This window comes from Flavonifractor sp. An9, assembly GCF_002161245.1.
Taxonomy (GTDB): Bacteria; Bacillota; Clostridia; order Oscillospirales; family Oscillospiraceae; genus Flavonifractor; species Flavonifractor avicola.
The window spans coordinates 1-19,236 of record NZ_NFHC01000038.1 but is presented as its reverse complement, the minus strand read 5'-3'; the positions used below and the strand labels follow the sequence as shown (position 1 = coordinate 19,236).

Below are 19,236 nucleotides of genomic sequence, written 5' to 3'. Positions count from 1 at the left end.
GGTGGGCGCAGGTGTGGGGGTGGCGCTGGGGGTTGCGGCAGGCGTGGGCGTAGGGGCGGGCATTTGACTGCCGCACCCCGTTAAACCCAATACACAGAGCAATAACACCCCGGAAAGAATACGCTTCATCATCGTTTTCTGCCCCCTTTTCGCCGTTTGGGCAGGTGCATGGCCCGGCGGTTGCCTCCCTTCTTGCGGCGAGGCTTTTCCTCCCTGGGCTTCTCCGCTCGCCGCTCCTGCTTGGCTACAGGGGTACCGCCGGGGAGGATAAAGTCCACCTGACCGCTCACCGGATCGGCGGCGGCGCACTCCACCTCCAGGGCCATGCCGAAGGTATACCGGCCGCTGCCGCCCAGCTCCACCAGGAGCAGATGGGCCTGGTCATACTCCCAGGGCCCGCCGGGCAGGGCCTCCACCGGCAGCAAGCCCTCCACGCCACCAGCCACCGACACAAAGAGGCCGAACCGGGTGACACCGGTCACCACACCGGCAAAGGTCTCCCCAACGTGGCCCGCCATAAACTCGGCCAGGTAGCGCTTCTCGATCTCCCGCTCGGCCTCCTGGGCGGCCAGCTCCCGCTGGGAGGACTGGACGGCGGCCCGCCCCACAGCGGTGGTCAGCTTCTTCTCCTGTTTATCCAGCGTCCCGTCCAGCAGGGCGGTGAGCACCCGGTGGACCATCAGGTCGGGATAGCGGCGGATAGGAGAGGTGAAGTGGCAGTAATACTCCGCCCCCAGGCCGAAGTGGCCCAGGTTGTCCTCGTCGTACCGGGCCTTCATCAGGGAGCGCAGCACCATCATGGACACCGCCCCCTCCTCCGGCTTTCCCTTGGCCCAGTCCAGCAGCTTCTGGAGGGAATGGCTATCCGTTCCCTTCAAATCGTAGCCCAGAGGGGCCACCATCGTACGCAGGGCCTCCCCCTTTTCGTCGGAGGGCTTCTCATGGACCCGGTAGACACAGGGCTTGTGCAGCCGGTTCAAATGCTCTGCCACGCACTCATTAGCGGCCAGCATAAAGGACTCGATGAGCTTCTCGCTCTCCCCCTGCTGCCGCAGGGCCACGTCCACCGGCTTGCCCTCGCTGTCGCAGATTACATAGCTTTCCTTGGTCTCCAGGTCCAGAGCCCCCCGGTTCCGGCGCAGCTTCTCCAGCTGCTTAGCCAGGGCGGCCATATCCTTCAGCATGGGCAGGATGTGGGCGTACCGCTCCGCCAGGGCGGGGTTCTCCCCCGCCAGCAGCACGTTACAGTCCTCGTAGGTCATCCGCTCGGTGGAGCAGATCACTGATTTGGTGATAGTGTGCTCCACTACCCCGCCGCTTGCGTCCATGGTCATAATGCAGGACAGAGCCAGCCGGTCCACATGGGGATTGAGAGAGCAAATGCCGTTGGACAGCTCCACCGGCAGCATGGGCACCACCTGGTCGGCAAAGTACACCGAGGTGCCCCGCTCCCAAGCCTCCAGGTCCAGGGGGGTGCCGGGCTGGACATAGTGGCTCACGTCGGCGATGTGAACCCCCAGCACCCAGCGGCCCTGGTCGTCCTTCTCCAGGCTGACGGCGTCGTCAAAGTCCTTGGAGGAGGCCCCGTCGATGGTAATAATGGTCTTGCCCCGCAGGTCCAGCCGCCCCGCCAGGGCGGAGGGCTCCACCGCCTGGGGGATGGTCTCAGTCTCTGCCAGCACGGCAGGCGGGAAGGTGCGCACAATGTCATGGGTGTAGAGAATGGCCTCCACGGCACTCTCCCGCCGGTCGGCGGGGCCAAACCGCTCCCGCAGGGTGCCCATGGGGGCGGTCTTGCCGCCGCCGAAGCTGGTCATGGCCACAGCCGCCCGCTCGCCGGGGCGCACCCCCTTCCGCTTGGTGAATACCTGGATGGGGCCGGGCAGGCGGTCGTTGTCCGGTTTCAGCCAGAGGGCGTGGTCCTGCCGCTCCAGCACACCGGTGACGGTTTTGTTGGCCCGCTCCAGCACCTGGACCACCTTGGCCACCCGTCGGCCCGCCTCTGGGTCCTCCTCGGTGATGCAGGCCGTTACTTTATCTCCATTCCAGGCGCCGCCGTTGGCCCGGGGTGGAATGAAGCAGTCCTCCCCCTCCTCGGGGATCAAAAAGCCGAAGCCCCGGCCGCTGGCCTGGTAGATACCGGTCAATTCCTTTGTCTCTTTCATAGATCGTTCCTTTCTGATTCTGGTGTTTCTGGTTTGTATTATACCCCTTTTTGCCCCAGGCGCAACAAAAAACGCCCTTCCGAAACCGGAAGGGCGTTTTTTCGCATTCTCAGATCAGGCAGATGACAAAGGTAAGGATCATGAATCCAATGGCCACCCACTTGGTCATCTTGGCCAGCTTGGCGTCCCAGCTCTTGGCCTTGTTCTTGGCCATAAAGGTGTCGGCAACACCGGCGATGGCACCGGACAGGCCGGCGCTCTTGCCGGACTGGAGCAGCACCACGGCGATGAGGAACAGGCAGGCCGCCACATCGATAATGCTCAGAATCAGCTTGGTGTAATCCACGCTACATCGTCCTTTCGGCCCCGTCAGCGGGGCAATGTGCACTCTATTTGGCGCAGGCCTCCCGCGCCTTCTCTCATACGTAAAATTGATAATAGCACAAAACAGGAACGATTACAAGTGTTTTCTCATTTTTTCTGGCATTATATCTGACTGCGCAGCAGCCGTCGGCTGCCCCAGCAGGTGGCCAGGAAGTAGCCGCCGTACACCGCCACCAGCAGCAGGGCGGTGACAGCGCTGGAGGCAGCGGCATCCACCTTGCCCACCTCGGCAATGACGGCATTGGCGGCGGTCATGCCCACCACGGCATGGATCAGGGCCAGAGCCAGCGGCAGGAAGAAGGCCAGAAACACCTGGATATCCACCGACCTGCCCCGCATCCGCTCGGACACGCCCAGCCGGGACAGTACCCGGTAGCGCTGGGCACTGTCGGCGGCCTGACTGAGCTGCTGGAGGGCCAGCACCGCCGCCGAGGCCACCAGGAACACCACGCCCAGGTAGAGTCCGATGAAGAGCACCAGCACTTTGGTACCCATCAGGTCCATCCAGGTGGACAGCTTGGTGGTATAGGAATAGCCACCGGTATCCTTCAGACCGCTCACCGCCGCCAGGAAAGCGTCCTCCCCCTCCTGTCTGTCCCCGGCATAGTCGGCCAGGAAGTACCAGCGGGACATAGACAGCCCCTCCGTTTCCCGGGACACCAGCCAGACGCTCCAGTCCTCCACAAAAGAGCCTGCCTTCTCCTCTCCCCAGGCAGCCGCATAGGCATCGTAGTCGGTCTGGAGCATACAGGAGCGCCCACGCTCGTCCTGATACATGGGGAAGGTGATCCAGCGACTGCACTGCTGCTCTGGATCGAAGCCCTCCGCCGTCAGCAGTGCGGGCAGATCCATGGTCCCCCCATCCTCCTCCGGCCAGACAGACAATTCCACATCCTGGGGCACGGTCTGGTCCGCCATCTGAGAGACGGTGTTGTTCAGTCCTACAGAGGTGGCGGTGATGCCGATGGCCAGCAGCAGCATGAGGCAGATCACCGTCATGGACCGGTAGGTGGTATTGATATTGGCGTTGAACTGCCGCAGGATGAACAAATTCAGATTTTTATAATAGAGCTTCTTGCTGGTCTGGCACAGACGCAGCAGGAAACCGGACAAGGCCCGGAAGAACAGCAGGGTACCCAGGCTGCCCAGCCCGATCATTACCCAGAACAGTTCGTCCACCCGCAGCAGGCCCCGGGTCAGCAGCATGGTGTAGGCCACGGCCAGCAAAACGCAGCCCACGAGAAAGAGCACCACCGAGACGCCCAGGCTGCGCACCTTCAGCTCCTGGTTCACCCGCCGGGCCCGCAGCAGGTCAATCAGCTTCCGCCGGGATATGGTAAATGCGTGGTAGAACATCACCAGCAGGAAAATAGCCGCAAAGGCCAGCACCGTCTTGCCGATAGCAGGGAGAGAGAGGGAAAAGGCAAAGTAGGTCATGGGCACCGCAAACAGCCCCGCGGTAAAGAGGGACAGGGCCTGGGAGAGCACCACACCCAGCGCCAGCCCCACCGCCAGCGCCGTCAGAGCAATGACGGCGGTCTCTGCCAGCAGCAGCCGGGCCACCTGCCAGCGCTCCATGCCAAGCATCAGGTAGGTGCCCAGCTCCCGGGACCGGCGGCGGACCAGAAAACCGGAGGCGTACAGGATGAGGAAGGCCAGTACCACCCACACAAAAACCGACAGGATGCCGATGAGCTGCTGAATGGCCCCTACAATGTTGGCCCGGGGGTGCTGGGCCAGGTAGCGAATCACACTCTGGGTCTCCAGAGCGTTGAACACATAAAAAAGGCACACACCGAAAGCCACGGTCAGGAAATACACCCCGTAGTCCCGGAAGCTGCGCCCCACATTCTTGACAGCCAGTTTAGAGAACATCGTTCTGGTCACCTCCCAGCTCAGTCACCACGCCGATGATTCGCCGGAAAAAGTCTCTGCGGTCCAGATCCCCCCGCTCCAGCTGTGCAAACACCGCCCCGTCCCGCAGGAAGAGGATACGATGACAGTAGCTGGCGGTAAAGGCGTCGTGGGTGACCATCAGGATGGTAGCCTCACACAGTTCGTTCATCACCTCGAACCGCTCCAGCAGCAGCCGGGCGGACTTGGAGTCCAGAGCACCGGTGGGCTCGTCGGCCAGGATCAGGGCCGGCCGGGTGACAATGGCCCGGGCGGCGGCGGTGCGCTGCTGCTGGCCCCCCGACATTTGATAGGGGTATTTGTTCAGGCAGTCGGTGATCTCCAGCAGCTGGGCGGTCTCCTGCACCAGCCGCTCCACCTTCTGAGGCGGGGTTTTGCGGATGGTGAGGGCCAGGGCGATATTTTCAAAGGCGGTGAGGGTATCCAGCAGGTTGCAGTCCTGGAACACAAAGCCCAGCCGCTCCCGGCGGAATTGGGAGAGTGCCTTCTGTTTTAGAGCGGTAATGTCCTTCCCCTCCACCCAGATGTGGCCCGCCGTAGGGGTATCAATGGTGGAAATGCAGTTGAGCAGGGTGGTCTTGCCGCTGCCCGACGGGCCCATGATGCCCACAAATTCCCCTTTTTCCACCGAAAAATCCACATGGTCCACCGCATGAGTGACCGTTCCTCTGCCATAATCCCGGCACAGTCCTTCTACCTTCAGAATCTGCTCCATCTGTATGCCTCCTTTGCTTCTGAAGATAGTGTACCAGCATCATCTTAAAAATTTCTAAACGCCCTCTTACCGTTTTATGAAAGAAAAACGGACGCCCCCCAGGGCGTCCGTTTCATCCGAAATCCGGTTCAATCCAATGTTTTTAAAACTTCCATGGTGCGCTGAACCTCCGCCCGGGTCATGGTGGCAGAGGGTTGGAACTGGCCGTTCACCGGCTCCAGCAGACCGTTGCGGAGGCAGAAATCCACCGCCGTCACCGCCCAGCCGGAGACAGAAGCCCGGTCGGACAGGGCGTTGACAGCCGAACCATCGGTGGTCAGGTCCAGGCCTTCCGCTCTGGCGTAGTTATAAAGCATGGCTGCCGCCTGCTCCCGTGTCACTTCCATCTGGGGCAGGAACATACCCTTGCCGTCTCCGCTGACGATGCGCTTTTCCGCGGCCCAAACCACCGCGTCGCTTCCCGTCACATCCGCAAAGGCCACATTGGCCCCGGGCTTGGGCTGGCCTGCCACCTCATAGAGCATCTCCACAAAACCCAACCGGGTCATGGGACTGTCCACAGCACCGGCGTATACCGCCCAGGTGCTCTCCCGCTGCGGTACAACAGCCCCGGAACGGGAAGTAAACGCGGTCAGAAGGGAGGCCATTGTTCCGCCGGTGGCAGCATACTGCATATCGGCTGCGGCGGACCACAAAATGGTGCAGGAGGGGAACTCGTCGTCATACAGATGCGACTCCTCCAAAATCACACGATAGGTGCGATCCTCCTCCACCGGCTGGCCCTGCCAGGTCAGATTGACCACCCGCTGGCCAGGCTGGCCGCCTATATAAAGCTCATAGTCCATACCATACAGGAAATCGGCGTCCTGCCCACCGGTCACCCGACCGCTCTCATCCACCTGGTACCGCCCGGCACAGACCTCCAGCCATGCCTCCAGCTGGGCACCGGTCAGTTCCACCATCACCACCGGGCTGTCTCCGCTGGCCAGGGTAGCACAGTCCCTCAGGCTCAGGGCACGGGCTCCACTGCCGCTGCTGCTCTGCTCCGGCAGATATCCAAGGCTTCCGTTGGTAATCAGGGCCGCATCCGCCCCTGAGGTCCACAGCATAGCCCGGGCAACCAGATCAGCCGCCTGGGTCTGCCGGGTAGCACTGGCAGCGGTCTCCGTCCAGTTGCCGGACAGGGTTCCTGTGCGCTGCTCGGCGCGGGCCTGCTGGGCCTTCTGGCCGCCGGCCGTGGCTTGGGCCAGCGCCGGATCATTTTCATAGTCGCTCAGTCGCAGCAGCTGGCTCTCGCCGATCACAGGAGTACCGTTGTCAGAGAGGATCACCTCGGTACGGGTCAGGGTGGTTCCGCCGCTGCTGACCCAGGACACCATCTGGCCATCCCGATTCTCCAAAGTGCCCATATCCGCCTGGCCGTGGCCGCTCACCAGCAGGTCAATCCCTGCGGTTTGGGCGGCAAACTCCTCCAGCGTCTCCTGGTCTGCGTGGCAGCATACCACTACCAGGTCGCAATTCTGCTGCTCCAGCTGGGGCCAGATCCAGTGGTTCCACTCCCAGGCATAGCTCATGCCGGTGTTGTCCGTATGGCCGAACTGGCTGTCACTATAATAATAAGAGGGCAGAGACTGGGGCACCTCCAAAGTGCCCAGGCCCACCACTGCGATCCGGATCTCCTTGCCCTCCAGCTGGCGGGTATAGATGTGGTAGGGCTGGGCAGCGTTCTGTCCGCTCTCCCCGTCCATCCAGTCGGCGGAGATCAGTTTCACCGGCGTACCCTGGCCGTTTTCTTCGGTCAAATCCCGGAAAAAGGCGGCCCGGTGGCCCTGCCCCAGCCGGAACTCCTCCACGCTGGGGATCAGTCCATCATAACCGATGGTACGCAGAGCCAAAGCGGTGTCAGCGGCACTGCCGCTGACCAGGGTATTGGCCACCGCATCCCCGCTGTCCAGCAGCAGCGTGTTCTTCACGGTCTGACGCTCCTCCGCCATGGCGGAAGCTACCTTCAAATAGCTGTTTTCTTCCGTTTGTCCGGTCATGGGATCGGCCTCTCCTACCCGGCCCGCCATATCTCCTGTGGTATAAATTGCCAGGGCAGGCGCCGTCTCAGCAGGTGCAGGTTCCGCAGCCCAGGCGGCCGTAGCCGGCAGAAGCAGCAGCGCCAGCAGCGCCGCACCCAGCCGGCGAAACAATATGGATTTCCGTGCCATTAAGATCGCCTCTTTTCTCCCACATGGGGCACGTTCCTCCGGCACAAGGCCGGTAATCTGGTCCAAGTATTGTCGTTTTGTTTATTATACGTCCAGGCAGAGGCGGATTCAACGCATGGCAGGTGAATGTAAACAAAAAGAAATATTGTTACAATTCCTTTTCTTGAAGCAAAAAAGAACGCCGCATATGCGGCGTTCTTTTGCGTGAAAGAAAGGGAAAACTCAGCCCATGGCGCACAGCTCGGCGGCGGTGCGGGCAGCCAGACGGGCGTTGTTGAATACCAGCTGGATGTTGGAATCCAGGCTGTCGCCGCCGGTGAGTTCCTTCACCTTGGCCAGCAGGAAGGGGGTGGTGGCCTTACCGTGGATGCCCTGCTCCTTGGCCTGCTCAATGGCCTCGTCGATGGCCTTGTTGATGACGTCGTGGTCCATGGCAAACTCCTCGGGGATGGGGTTGGTCACCAGCATACCGCCCTTCAGGCCCAGCTCCTGGGAAGCGTGGAAAGCAGCGGCAATCTCCGCGGTGGTGTCCATGCGGTAGTCCACCTCGAAGCCGCTCTTGCGGGTGTAGAAGGCGGGCAGCTCCTTGGTGCCGTAGCCGATGACGGGCACGCCGTGGGTCTCCAGGTACTCCAGAGTCAGGCCCAGGTCCAGGATAGACTTGGCGCCGGCGCACACCACCATCACGGGGGTGGAAGCCAGCTCCTCCAGGTCGGCGGAGATGTCCATGGTGGTCTCAGCGCCACGGTGGACACCGCCGATGCCGCCGGTGGCGAAGATCTTGATGCCGGCCATATGGGCAATCATCATGGTGGTGGTAACGGTGGTGGCGCCGTCGGCCTTGCGAGCCACCAGCACAGCCAGGTCACGGCGGCTGGCCTTGGTCACAGCCTGGCCCTGCTTGCCCAGGTACTCGATCTCCTCAGCGGTGAGACCGGCCTTCAGACGGCCGCCCAGGATGGCGATGGTGGCGGGCACCGCGCCGTTGTCCCGGATGATCTGCTCCACCTTGAGAGCAGTCTCCACATTCTGGGGATAGGGCATACCGTGGGAGATGATGGTAGACTCCAGGGCCACCACGGGCTTGCCCTCGGCCACGGCCTGGGCTACTTCAGGAGCTACGTCCAGATACTTGTTCAGATTCATTGCAGTTACCTCCATATGAAATCAGTTGTTTTTATGCTTATGCTTCCATCCGGTCTCTGAGCAGTCGGGCGCTCATAGCCGGGTTAATGGTCTCGGCGCTCTCCATGGCAATGGCTCCCGCTGCCATGGCGGCTTTGGCAGTGCCCTCCAGATCGGTACCTTCCAGGTAGGCCCAGGCAATGGCCGCCATCCCTGCGTCGCCGCAGCCGGTGGTGTTCACCATCTGACCGGGACAGCAGGGCACATGAACCCGCCCGTTGTGGTCGGCGGCCAGCACGCCCTCCCCGCCCAGGCTGATGAATACCCGCCGCAGGCCGGTGTCCAGCAGGACGTCAGCCGCCCGGTTCAGGCTGGCCTCGTCGGTGATGGTCACCCCGGAGAGCAGCCCCGCCTCCATCCGGTTGGGCTTGAGGGTGTGGAGTTTGCCCAGCACCGGCCGCAGCTTCTCCGCCTTGGCGGTAGATACCGGATCGGCAAAGATGGGCAGATGCAGGTTGTCCGCCAGCCAGGCAATGGACTGAGCCGGAATATTGGTATCCACCACCACCAGCTGGGCGTTTTGCAGCAGGCGGCTCCGCCCGGCCAGAAAGGCCGGGGTCATATGCTCATAGATCTCCATATCGCTCACTGCCAGGGCCATATCCCCCCGCTGGTCGGCGATGAAGAGATAGGTGGAGGTGGCTCCGCCAGGCACCGTCAGACACTGGCTGATGTCGATGCCCAGCTCCCCGCAGCTGGCGGCAATGCGCTGGGCGTTCATATCGTCCCCGAAGGCGGTGAGCAGCCGCACATCCATCCCCAGCAGCGCCATGTTGTGGGCAATGTTGCGGCCTACGCCTCCCAGACTGGTCCGCACCTGTCCGGGGTTGGAGTCCGCCGGCACCAGCTTGCCGAAGGACCGGCCACCGATGTCCAGGTTCACTCCTCCCACCACCACTGCGTAAGGAGCGGTACGGACGATGTAGCCCTTTCCGGCGATGTGTCCCTGCTTCATCAAGTTGGAGATATGCACCGCCGCCGACGACCGGGTGATACCGGCCTTTTCCGCCAGCTCCTGCTGGGAGATCAGGGGGTTTTCTTCGATCCATTTCAGGATCTGCCGTTCCCGCTGGGTCATGGGACACCTCCTAAACTTTTATCTTCTTTCTAATCATATGCTTAGATACCAGGTTTGTCAAGCCCAATTTAGCCTGCCGCGATACGGGCGGCTACCGTGTTGAGCACCTCCTGGTGGGTCTGGTCAAAAATGTGGGTATAGATCCGACCGGTGATGGACACATCCTTGTGTCCCAGGGCTTTGCCGATGTCCACCAAAGGAATGCGGGCGCTGTTGGCCAGGCTGGCAAAGGTATGTCGCAGGCCATGGACCGTGATGGGCGGCAGGCCGTGCCGCTCCACAAAGGTGCGGAAAGACCAGGTCACCATATTGGGGTGTCTGGGTTCTCCCTTGTCGTCGGTCAGTACATAGCCGCTGTCCACATAGTCCGGCTGGGTGGCCGCCCGCTCTGTCTGCTCCCGCCGGATGCTGTGGAGCAGATTGGTCAGGTCCTCCAGTCCGGCGATGCCCAGGGTACGGATGGAATTGCGGGTCTTGGGTTCCTTTTCCACCACCTGGTCTCCCGCAGTGGTGCGGGTGACCCGGATGCGGATCACATAGTGCTCAAAATCCACGTCAGTCCACCGCAAACCGCAGATCTCCCCCCGCCGCAGGCCCAGGTAGGCCCCCAGCTTGACCACCAGCTCCAGCCAGGAGCCCTCCACCTCCCGGAAGAGATCCCGCAGCTGTTCCGGGGTGTAGTAGAACTGCCGGGTGGGGTGCTCTCTGGGGGCCTCCACCCGCTCCACCGGATTCTCCCGCAGGATCTTCTGCCGGAAGGCCAGCTGGAGGGCTGTGTGGAGCAGGATGTGGTGCTTGTGGACGCTGTTGGAGTCCAGACGGCCCTCCCGCATTTTTTCGGCATAATATTTCTGGATGTGCCACGGCTCCAGCTGCCGCAGGCGGATGCGGCCCAATGCGGGAACGATGTGGTTTTTGATGAGTGCTCGATAGCAGTAATAGGTGGTATAGGCCCGATTGGGGGCGATGACCTCCTCCAGCCAGTACTCCAGCCACTCCGCCAGGGTCAGGCGGTTGGAATCACAGAGCACCCTTCCGCCCAGCCCCTTTTGGAACTGTTCCAGGGCCAGTTCCGCTTCCGCCAGATCGGTAAAGGTGCGTACTCTTCGGTCCCGGTGTCCATCGGCATTGGTGCCGTAATTGAAGCAGACGTAGTACAGCTGCTTTTGATCGTCATACGCCAGGTTCTTTTTGATCGTCTTTCTTGCCATTCCAACTCCTCCTCAGTGCACCCAATGATGGTCGAACAGTGTCGTATCTTGTATTTTGTCAGGGATCGTTTCAGCCGTCAACAGTTCTGTACTGACCGTTTCACTTTTCTTTTTCCCCTCATTTTGACTACCTGGAGGATACCTGTCGCCATTTTTATTCCATCAAGCGACTGTGCCACAATGGATTGCGGATTTTCAAATAATTTGTTCCCTCCTCATGGTCAAATAAAATAAGGAGGAATTCCAAATGAGAAACCTCAAGAGGACTCTCAGCCTGGCTCTGGCCGCTGTTATGCTGATGGGCATGATGGTCGTGGGCGCCGGCGCTGCGAGCAGTGATTTCACCGATGCTGATGAAATCAAGAATGTTGAGGCTGTCGACGTTATGGTCGGTCTCGGTGTACTCGAGGGCGGCGATAAGGGCGACTTCCAGCCCAACTCCATCCTGACCCGTGAGCAGGCTGCTAAGATTATCTGCTACCTGCTGCTGGGCACCGAGTCTGCTGAAAAGCTGACCACCAACTCCACCGTGTTCAACGACGTGGCCGCTGACCGCTGGTCCGCTCCCTACATCGGCTACTGCGTGAACCTGGGCATCCTGGCTGGCGACGGTCAGGGCAACTTCTTCCCCGAGGGCAAGCTGACTGGCGCCGCCTTCGCCAAGATGCTGCTGGTTGCTCTGGGCTATGATCCCGCCATCGAGAAGTATGTGGGCAGCGAGTGGATGATCAACGTTGCTGCTGACGCCATCGAGGCTGGCATCTCCCCCAAGGGCGTGGTGCTGTCCAACGAGCTGTCCCGTCAGGACGCTGCTCAGATGGCCTTCCAGACCCTGACCGCTGACACCGTGAAGTATGCCAACAAGGGCACCACCATCATCGGTTCCGACGGTATGCAGGTTATCGTGGGCAACACTCCCGCTGAGAAGATCACCAACAGCGAGAACAACGACTACCGCACCGAGGATAAGGACACCATCCAGCAGTTCTGCGAGAAGTACTTCCCCGACCTGGAGAAGGACACCACCGCTACCAAGAACACCGCTGATGACTTCGAGCGTCCTGGTTACACCTGGGTTTATGACGGCGACGCCATTGCCTTTGCTGCCAAGACTCCTGTGGCCACCTATGCTGGTGCTGACTTCGACAAGGACGCTATCAGCGACCTGAAGGACGACTACACCAAGGTTGACACCGCTCCCATCTACTACAACGGCACTGTGGACGGCAATGTGAACGATGTGTCCAAGCTGAACCGCAACGGCTACAACATCGAGGTCTATGCTAACAGCGACGACGAGGTTACCGCCATCATCGTGACCGAGGCCTTCTTCAGCCAGGTTACTGCTGTCAACACCGACGATGACGATAAGGTCACCGACGTGGATGTGACTGTGTACGAGGCTGGTTCCGGCGAAGTTACTCTGAACATCGACGTGAAGGACAACAAGGACGCTTATGCCATGGTGAAGGACCTGGAAGAGGACGACGTCTTCATGGGTTACTACACTGCTGGCTGGGCTGACGGCGATGCCGACAAGCTGCTGGCTGTTGACACCAACGTTGAGACCGTGGACGGCAAGGTTACCGCCAAGAGCGTCAGCGGCGCTTACAACGGCTGGCTGAAGATCGACGGCGAGAAGTACGAGTTTGCTTGGGAGTACAGCCAGGCTGCTGTCAACACCGGCGACGAGGGCACCTTCTACCTGTTCAACAACTACATTGTCCACTATGACGGCGAGTCCGCTGCCAACTCCGACGACTACCTGTACGTGGTCCGCGCCGATACCGAGACCGGCACCTGGAGCGAGAAGTCCTACTACGCCGAGGTCGTCTATGCCGACGGCACCTCCGAGGTTATCTACACCAAGACTCTGGCCGACGAGGGTCAGGCTTATGCTTATAAGTACAACGAGAAGAAGGACTACTACGAGCTGAGCAAGGGCGATGCCACCGACAGCGTGACCATCGACATCACCAAGGGCAAGACCGCTATCGGCGGTGGCAAGACCGCTGACAGCCAGACTGTCTATGTCTCCATCAAGCTGGACGAGGGCAAGTTTGATTCCGCCAAGACCTACACCGGCTACAAGAACGTGCCTTCCATGGAGGGTACTGCTAGCATCGTGGCCGACGGCAAGACCGCTGATATCGTGTTCATCGTGGACGGCACCACTTCCGCCTCCGCCGATGACCTGATCTACATCAACGGTGAGTCCGTCTCCGCCAAGATCGACGACGACGATCTGGGTGAGTACTACACCTACACCGCCGTTGTGGACGGCGAGGTTGTGGAGATCATGGTTGACGCCAGCACCGAAAACGCTGCTGAGCTGGACGGCCTGTACTCCGCCTACGCTGTGGACGATGACAACATCTACTCTGACCTGAAGGCTGCCACCGTTGGCGATGGTAAGGATTACCTGACCACCACCGGCAACTTCGAGAAGGCTGCCAACGAGGTCATCACTGTTGGTGATGCCGGCACCATGGCTTACACCGACGACGTGACCGTGTTCGTGGTTGATACCGACGGCGACATCACCACCGGCTCCATCACCCGCAATTACAGCGACAACACCGCCATCTACTACACTGTGAACAGTGACGGCGCTGTGACCTCCCTGTACATTGTGAAGTAATCCATCCTCTAAGGATTACAAAGGCGGCTGCCCAAATGGGCAGCCGCCTTTTTTATTTTAGCCCAATGCAAAATAGCGGTAGGTTTGCCCTGATTTGTTTAACTGATCATCCACCTGTGCCGAGTACCAGGATAGTCCCTGCCCGCTCCAGGTGATATGCAGATTCAGGCAGCTTGCGCCGGAGTAGGATGTACCCATGCCGGAGCTGCGAGTCTGGCCAGCTACCAGCACGGTACCGTTTTCCAGTTCCTGCCCTGCGTCCACAGTCAGCACCACCATTTTGGGCACAAATTCAAAGGTAAGCTGGTTAGGGTGTTCTGCCCCTGCCTCGCCGGTACCCGCATAGCTTCCGCTGGCAATATGAAGCGTGCTGCCGGCGAGTTGATTCAGCGCATTGTCAATCTTGGCCAGGTCCTCGTTGAAGTCTGTCCGCAGGAAGGAGTCCGACCCTTCCCACTGATGCAGCTGATAATGTTCCGTATAGTTTGCCATATACATTCCTCCTTGTTTTTCATTTGCGGGGCAAAAGCGGCCCTGTCCTCATCCCCACCGGTACCAAAACAAGGCTTTTTTGTTGCACACCGGGAAAACAGCGGCGGTAATCTGCCGCCATCTTTGTCATACAGGGCAAAGGTACTCGAACTGAAGTTATTTTCTGAAAACCGGCGTAGATGTATCACTTACAACAAAAAGAAGCATTTTTGACCATGCAACAAAAGCCCTCTGTCCGGGGATGGACGGAGGGCTTTCAGCATGAAAGAAAAACTAGGAGGAATGCGTATGGCAAACTATACGGAACATTATCAGCTGCATCAGTGGGAAGGGTCGGACCCTTTCCTGCGGACGGACTTCAACGAGGATCTAAAAAAGGTAGACCTGGCTATATGGGCAGCAAAAAGTGCAAGTGGATGTATTGAAGGTACCTTTACCGGCAATGGTGACCAAACGGAGATCAGTCTGGGGGTACGGCCCAAATTTGTTGCCGTCACGGCTCCCCATAAGGACAGCTCACGCGCCTCCGATATCCGCTTGGCGCTGGGAACGGAACATTGTATGATCTCGTTTGACAGTTATAGTCCTGCCGTATATTCCAAGATCACCTTTCAGGATACAGGCTTCACCATTGAAGATGGATCAGATGACGGACTTAACGGTGCGGGTCAAAACAACGGCTACGCTGCATTTTATTAAGCCGCCTACTCCGCAGAACAAAACAAGGCTCCCGCTTTTCAGCGGGAGCCTTGTTTTCCTTACAGTAGTGACACTGTTTGCTACGGAGTGAAATTACTCAGCAGTCACATCGGTCACAACGATGAAGGTCACGGTCTCATCGTTAGCGTCCACAACAGCGTCGAAGGTGACGGTGTAGCCGTTCTTAGCAGCAGCCTGCATGGCAGCCAGAGTGGTCACGGACTTGCTGTAGTCGCCATCGGTGTCGTGGGTGTCCACGATCACCAGCTTGGAAGCGTCATAGTCGCTGAACTTGCTGGAAGTCAGCAGGTCGCCCAGGTAGCTGGTGTAAGTGGCATCGGTCACCACGGTGGAGTCGGTGATCTTGTCGCTCAGGGTGTAGAGGTCATCCTCGTCCACGCTGTAGGTGTAGAAGCCAGCGGCGGGAGCCTTGGTGGCGTCCTTCTCGACGATCTCGACCTCGTTGCCTTCCATGTCATAGACAGTGTAGGCAAAGCCGCCGGAGACGTTGGAGCCCTTGGTGTCAGCAGCCACATAGATGTAGTCGCCGGTCTCAGCAGCGGCGAAGTCGCCGGTGGTGATAACCACGTAGTTAGCAACCTTGCTGCCGTTCTCCATGCTGTAGATCACCTGAGCAGCGTCATCATTGCTGGTAGCAGTGAAGGACACGCCGCCGGTCTTGCTGGTGACGGACAGCTTGGAACCATTGCCCTCGACAACGACGTAAACGGTCTTGTCGGTCAGGTAGTAGGTATCCTTCAGCTTCTTGTCGTCAGCCTTGATCTTGTCAGCCTTGTCGAAGTCAACAGCGCCCACCTTGTAGTCGTCGCCGGAATCCCAAGCAGACAGCTTCACGGAGACATCCTTGTTAACCTCGTGCTTAGTGTCGGTGTAGAAGACGGTGGTGCCCTTCAGGCCATCCAGGTAGCCCTTAACGGCGTCACGCTCGGTAGTGCCCTCAGCGGTAGCAATCTCGATCTCCTCGACAGTGCCGTCCAGGTGCACGATCTGAGCATAGTAGGTGTAGGTCTCCTCGTTGTAAGCAGTGGTCTTCTCAACCCAAGTAGTCACAACGAAGAAAGCATCGCCGATGGTGGAAGTGCCCTCAACAACCTCGGTCTTGATGACATAGCCGTTGTTGTCCAGGTACAGCTTGTAGCTGCCTTCCTTAAAGTCGACCTTCTGAGCGATCTCATCATCAACAACGCCAGCCATGGTGTACTTGGTGCCGCCGATGGTGTAGGAGGTGGTGGTGTAAGCGGTGATGGCGCCCTCAACGGACTCAGCCACGTAGGAACCGATGACCTCGTTCTTGTGATCGCCAGCGCCCACGACCAGAGCAACCACAGCGTCCTTCACATAGGTGTCGGCGTTGTAGCCGGCAATGTCGGTGTTGTTAAAGGGACCAGCCTTGTCGAAGGTAATGTAAGCGGTCACGCCGTCCTCAGCATCGTCCTTCTTCACGTCGGTGTCAACGTCGGTGATGACGTCGGCAGTGTAGCGGGTCACGATGATCTTGGAGACCTCGTTGTTGTCGCCAACATAGTACTCAACCACGTCGCCGATCTCGTAGGCATCGCCAGCGAAGCCGTTCTTAACGGTGGTAGCACCGTCGATGTCCAGCTTCTTGTTGGCCTCGGTGGCCCAGTACTCGGCGTCCTTGTCGGCCTTGCTCACCACGATGGTGTAATCGGCCTCGTCAGCGGCAAAGGTGACGTCTTCCTTGTTGTACTGCCAGGTGTAGCCGGGACGGCCAAAGGCGTCGGTCTCACCGGAAACCTTCTTCAGGTCGGTGAAGTACTTCTCGCAGAACTGCTGGATGCCGTCGTTGTCGCCATCGGTATAGTTCTCGCTGCCGTCCTTCACAGACTCAGCGGGGGTGTTGCCCACGATGACCTGCATACCGTCGGAACCGATAACGGTGGTGCCCTTGGAGGCATACTTCACCATGTCAGCGGTCAGGGTCTGGAAAGCCATCTGAGCAGCGTCCTGACGGGACAGGTCGTCGGTCAGCACCAGGCCCTTGGGGGAGATGCCAGCCTCGATGGCGTCGGAAGCCACGTTGATGACCCAGTCATTGCCGGTATACTTCTCGATGGTGGGATCATAGCCCAGAGCAACCAGCAACATCTTGGCGAAGGCAGCGCCAGTCAGCTTGCCCTCGGGGAAGAAGTTGCCGTTGCCGTCACCGGCCAGGATGCCCAGGTTCACGCAGTAGCCGATGTAGGGAGCGGACCAACGGTCAGCAGCCACGTCGTTGAACACGGCGGAGTTGGTGCTCAGCTTCTCGGCAGACTCCTCACCCAGCAGCATATAGCAGATGATCTTGGCAGCCTGCTCACGGGTCAGGATGGAGTTGGGCTGGAAGTCGCCCTTATCGCCGCCCTCGAGAATACCGAGCGCGACCATAACGTCGACAGCCTCAACGTTCTTGATCTCACCAGCATCGGTGAAATCCTTGCTCGCAGCGCCGGCGCCCACGACCATCATGCCCATCAGCATAACAGCGGCCAGAGCCAGGCTGAGAGTCCTCTTGAGGTTTCTCATTTGGAATTCCTCCTTATTTTATTTGACCATGAGGAGGGAACATCCTCTCCATGAGTCTGGCATAATGATAATCCATCAAATCCGTTCCGTCAACACCCCCGGCGCTTTTGTAACACAAGCGTAATCTTCCGGCCAGGCTGTACCGGCGGAGGAAAGGAACGGGGTGCGGGTTAGTCCAGCAGCAGCTCGTATACCGCTCCCTGGACGTAGTCGATCTCTTCAAAGGTGGTGAAGGGGCCCACGGAGAAGCGGACTGCCCCCTGGGGGAAGGTGCCCAGGGTCTGGTGGGCCACCGGGGCACAATGAAGGCCGCAGCGGGTCTGGATGCCGTACTCCTGCTCCAGCCGGAAGGCCATTTCCCCATTGTCCGCCTTCAGAAAGTCAATGGACACCACCCCGGTGCGGTTGGCAGGGTTGTCGGTACCCAGCACCCGGATGCCGTCCTCCTCCAGCTCCATAAGCCGGGCCCACAGGTGTCCCGCCAGCTTATGCTCCCGGATACGGAGGGTCTCCCCCTCCTGCTCCAGATAGTCCAGGGCCGCCCCCAGGCCGAAGATGCCGGGCAGGTTGAGGGTCCCCGCCTCAAAGCGGTCGGGCAGGAATGCGGGCATCTCCAGAGATTCCGACATACTGCCGGTGCCGCCGGAGAGCAGCGGGTCCAGCTCCGCCGCCAGAGCGTCGGTCACCACCACCCCGCCGATGCCCTGGGGCCCCAGCAGGCCCTTATGGCCGGGGAAGGCCAAGCCGTCGATGCACATGGAAGCCATATCCACCGGGATGGCCCCCAGGGTCTGAGCCCCATCCACCAGGAAGAAGATCTCCCGCTCCCGGCAGAGAGGGCCCACCTTATCAATAGGAAAGAGGGTGCCCGAGACGTTGGAGCCGTGACAGAGCATGACGGCCCGGACGTCGGGGGTCAGCTTGTCCGCCAGTCCGTCCAGGATCAGCTCCCCCCGGTCGGTACAGGGCAGGTACTCCACCACAACACCCTGCTTTTTCAGCTGCTCCAGGGGGCGAAGCACCGCATTGTGCTCCATGGGGGAGGTGAGCACCTTATCCCCCGGCCGGAGCAGGCCCTTGAGCAGCAGATTGAGTCCGGCGGTAGCGCCGGCAGTAAAGACCACATTGCGGGGGCCGGGGCCGTTTACCAGAGCATTGAGTTTTTCCCGCACCTCCAGCACCCGGCCGGCGGCGTCATAGGCCTGCTGATAGCCCCCCCGGGCGATATTGCAGCCGATGTTGGTGATAAAATCGCTCATGGCCTCCCCCACACCGGGGGCTTTGGGGTAGGACGTGGCGCCGTTGTCCAGATAGACGCTGCGCATGGCAGTTTCCTCCTGTCTCTACATTATTACATATAAGGTAAGGGGCGGGCATCTGCCCGCCCCCTTGGTTCAGAACCAGGTCTCCAGCGCCAGCCGGGTCCGGTAGTCCTCCCGCTCCATCCGTGGCAGCAGCCGGTCCAGCAGATCGGCGGTACCGGGCCGGTCATCCAGCATGACCCGAACCGAGCCGGTACGGCTGTCAAAGCGGTTCATCAGGGCATTGCTGCGGGTGGCTGCTGAGCGGGTATCCCCGGTCTGATCCAGCTGGGGAGACCAGCAGGCCCAGCCTTCCTCCGACAGCGCTGAGGACACATCCCGTCCCGCCTCCTCCAGATAGACGGCGTGGGTCTTGAGCCGCACCAGCCGGTCCAGCAGGACCTCGCCCTGATCCAGCTGCTCCTCCACCTGGCTCAGAGTGGTCCCTCCCACGCTCAGGCCCACAGCGTGGCCGGAGCCCACGATACGGCGGAGGTTTTCCTCATTGGCCTCCAGCTCCTCGGACCGGAACAGGAAGAGGGCTTTCACCCCCGCCCCATCCAACTGGTCCAAGATAGACGGCGTGGGTCTTGAGCCGCACCAGCCGGTCCAGCAGGACCTCGCCCTGATCCAGCTGCTCCTCCACCTGGCTCAGAGTGGTCCCTCCCACGCTCAGGCCCACAGCGTGGCC

14 protein-coding genes and 1 pseudogene are annotated in these 19,236 nt (G+C 60.1%); 2 read left to right on the top strand and 13 right to left on the bottom strand.

From position 1 onward, the window contains the following. Nucleotides 1-128 precede the first annotated feature (128 nt). The 8 genes from rnr to B5G40_RS15850 all read right to left on the bottom strand — a co-directional run bounded on the left by rnr (nt 129) and on the right by B5G40_RS15850 (nt 10,865). Nucleotides 129-2,183 carry a ribonuclease R gene (rnr, locus tag B5G40_RS15885; RefSeq protein WP_275533063.1) on the bottom strand — a complete coding sequence of 685 codons (2,055 nt, stop codon included), beginning with the start codon at nt 2,181-2,183 and terminating at the stop codon, nt 129-131. 91 nt (nt 2,184-2,274) lie between these two features. Then, the gene (gene secG, locus B5G40_RS15880; RefSeq protein ID WP_087189548.1) at nt 2,275-2,511 is read right to left on the bottom strand and encodes a preprotein translocase subunit SecG; all 237 of its coding nucleotides are present in this window, start codon (nt 2,509-2,511) and stop codon (nt 2,275-2,277) included. A 140-nt stretch (nt 2,512-2,651) separates the two neighbouring features. Then, on the bottom strand, nt 2,652-4,424 hold the full coding sequence (locus B5G40_RS15875; protein ID WP_087270173.1) for an ABC transporter permease: 1,773 nt from the start codon (nt 4,422-4,424) through the stop codon (nt 2,652-2,654). Next, nucleotides 4,414-5,178, bottom strand: a complete 765-nt coding sequence (locus tag B5G40_RS15870) for an ABC transporter ATP-binding protein (RefSeq protein ID WP_087400606.1) — start codon at nt 5,176-5,178, stop codon at nt 4,414-4,416. The genes B5G40_RS15875 and B5G40_RS15870 overlap by 11 nt, the downstream gene beginning before the upstream one ends. A gap of 128 nt (nt 5,179-5,306) precedes the next feature. Continuing rightward, nucleotides 5,307-7,391, bottom strand: a complete 2,085-nt coding sequence (locus tag B5G40_RS15865) for a 5'-nucleotidase C-terminal domain-containing protein (protein WP_087400604.1) — start codon at nt 7,389-7,391, stop codon at nt 5,307-5,309. Nucleotides 7,392-7,613: 222 nt separating this feature from the next. Beyond that, nucleotides 7,614-8,537 (bottom strand): pseudouridine-5'-phosphate glycosidase, encoded by a 924-nt coding sequence (locus tag B5G40_RS15860; protein ID WP_087400602.1) that lies wholly within the window; start codon nt 8,535-8,537, stop codon nt 7,614-7,616. Nucleotides 8,538-8,574: 37 nt separating this feature from the next. Beyond that, nucleotides 8,575-9,654: a PfkB family carbohydrate kinase gene (locus tag B5G40_RS15855; protein WP_087400600.1), complete on the bottom strand. Its 1,080-nt coding sequence runs from the start codon at nt 9,652-9,654 to the stop codon at nt 8,575-8,577. A 68-nt stretch (nt 9,655-9,722) separates the two neighbouring features. After that, nucleotides 9,723-10,865 (bottom strand): tyrosine-type recombinase/integrase, encoded by a 1,143-nt coding sequence (locus B5G40_RS15850; RefSeq protein WP_087400598.1) that lies wholly within the window; start codon nt 10,863-10,865, stop codon nt 9,723-9,725. Nucleotides 10,866-11,112: 247 nt separating this feature from the next. Here B5G40_RS15850 and B5G40_RS15845 point away from each other — a divergent pair, with 247 nt between their 5' ends. Then, the gene (locus B5G40_RS15845) at nt 11,113-13,506 is read left to right on the top strand and encodes an S-layer homology domain-containing protein (RefSeq protein WP_087400596.1); all 2,394 of its coding nucleotides are present in this window, start codon (nt 11,113-11,115) and stop codon (nt 13,504-13,506) included. 57 nt (nt 13,507-13,563) lie between these two features. Here the strand turns inward: B5G40_RS15845 and B5G40_RS15840 are convergent, their stop codons facing one another. Beyond that, complete coding sequence (locus B5G40_RS15840) at nt 13,564-13,998, bottom strand: hypothetical protein (RefSeq protein WP_087400594.1); 435 nt, start codon at nt 13,996-13,998, stop codon at nt 13,564-13,566. Between the two features lie 288 nt (nt 13,999-14,286). Between B5G40_RS15840 and B5G40_RS15835 the strand changes: the two genes are divergently transcribed. Continuing rightward, nucleotides 14,287-14,697: a hypothetical protein gene (locus tag B5G40_RS15835; RefSeq protein WP_087400592.1), complete on the top strand. Its 411-nt coding sequence runs from the start codon at nt 14,287-14,289 to the stop codon at nt 14,695-14,697. Nucleotides 14,698-14,790: 93 nt separating this feature from the next. On the opposite strand, the gene B5G40_RS15830 is transcribed toward B5G40_RS15835, so the two are convergent. The 4 genes and pseudogenes from B5G40_RS15830 to B5G40_RS17010 form a co-directional block, all read right to left on the bottom strand. Further along, entirely contained in the window at nt 14,791-17,244 is a 2,454-nt protein-coding gene (locus tag B5G40_RS15830; protein ID WP_087400590.1) for an S-layer homology domain-containing protein, read from the bottom strand. Nucleotides 17,245-17,414: 170 nt separating this feature from the next. Then, on the bottom strand, nt 17,415-18,569 hold the full coding sequence (locus B5G40_RS15825) for an aminotransferase class V-fold PLP-dependent enzyme (protein ID WP_087400588.1): 1,155 nt from the start codon (nt 18,567-18,569) through the stop codon (nt 17,415-17,417). A gap of 69 nt (nt 18,570-18,638) precedes the next feature. Beyond that, nucleotides 18,639-19,118: a hypothetical protein gene (locus B5G40_RS15820; protein WP_158099563.1), complete on the bottom strand. Its 480-nt coding sequence runs from the start codon at nt 19,116-19,118 to the stop codon at nt 18,639-18,641. Beyond that, nucleotides 19,048-19,236, bottom strand: a pseudogene (locus tag B5G40_RS17010) (hypothetical protein); the annotation flags it as partial. The gene B5G40_RS15820 and the pseudogene B5G40_RS17010, both read right to left, overlap by 71 nt.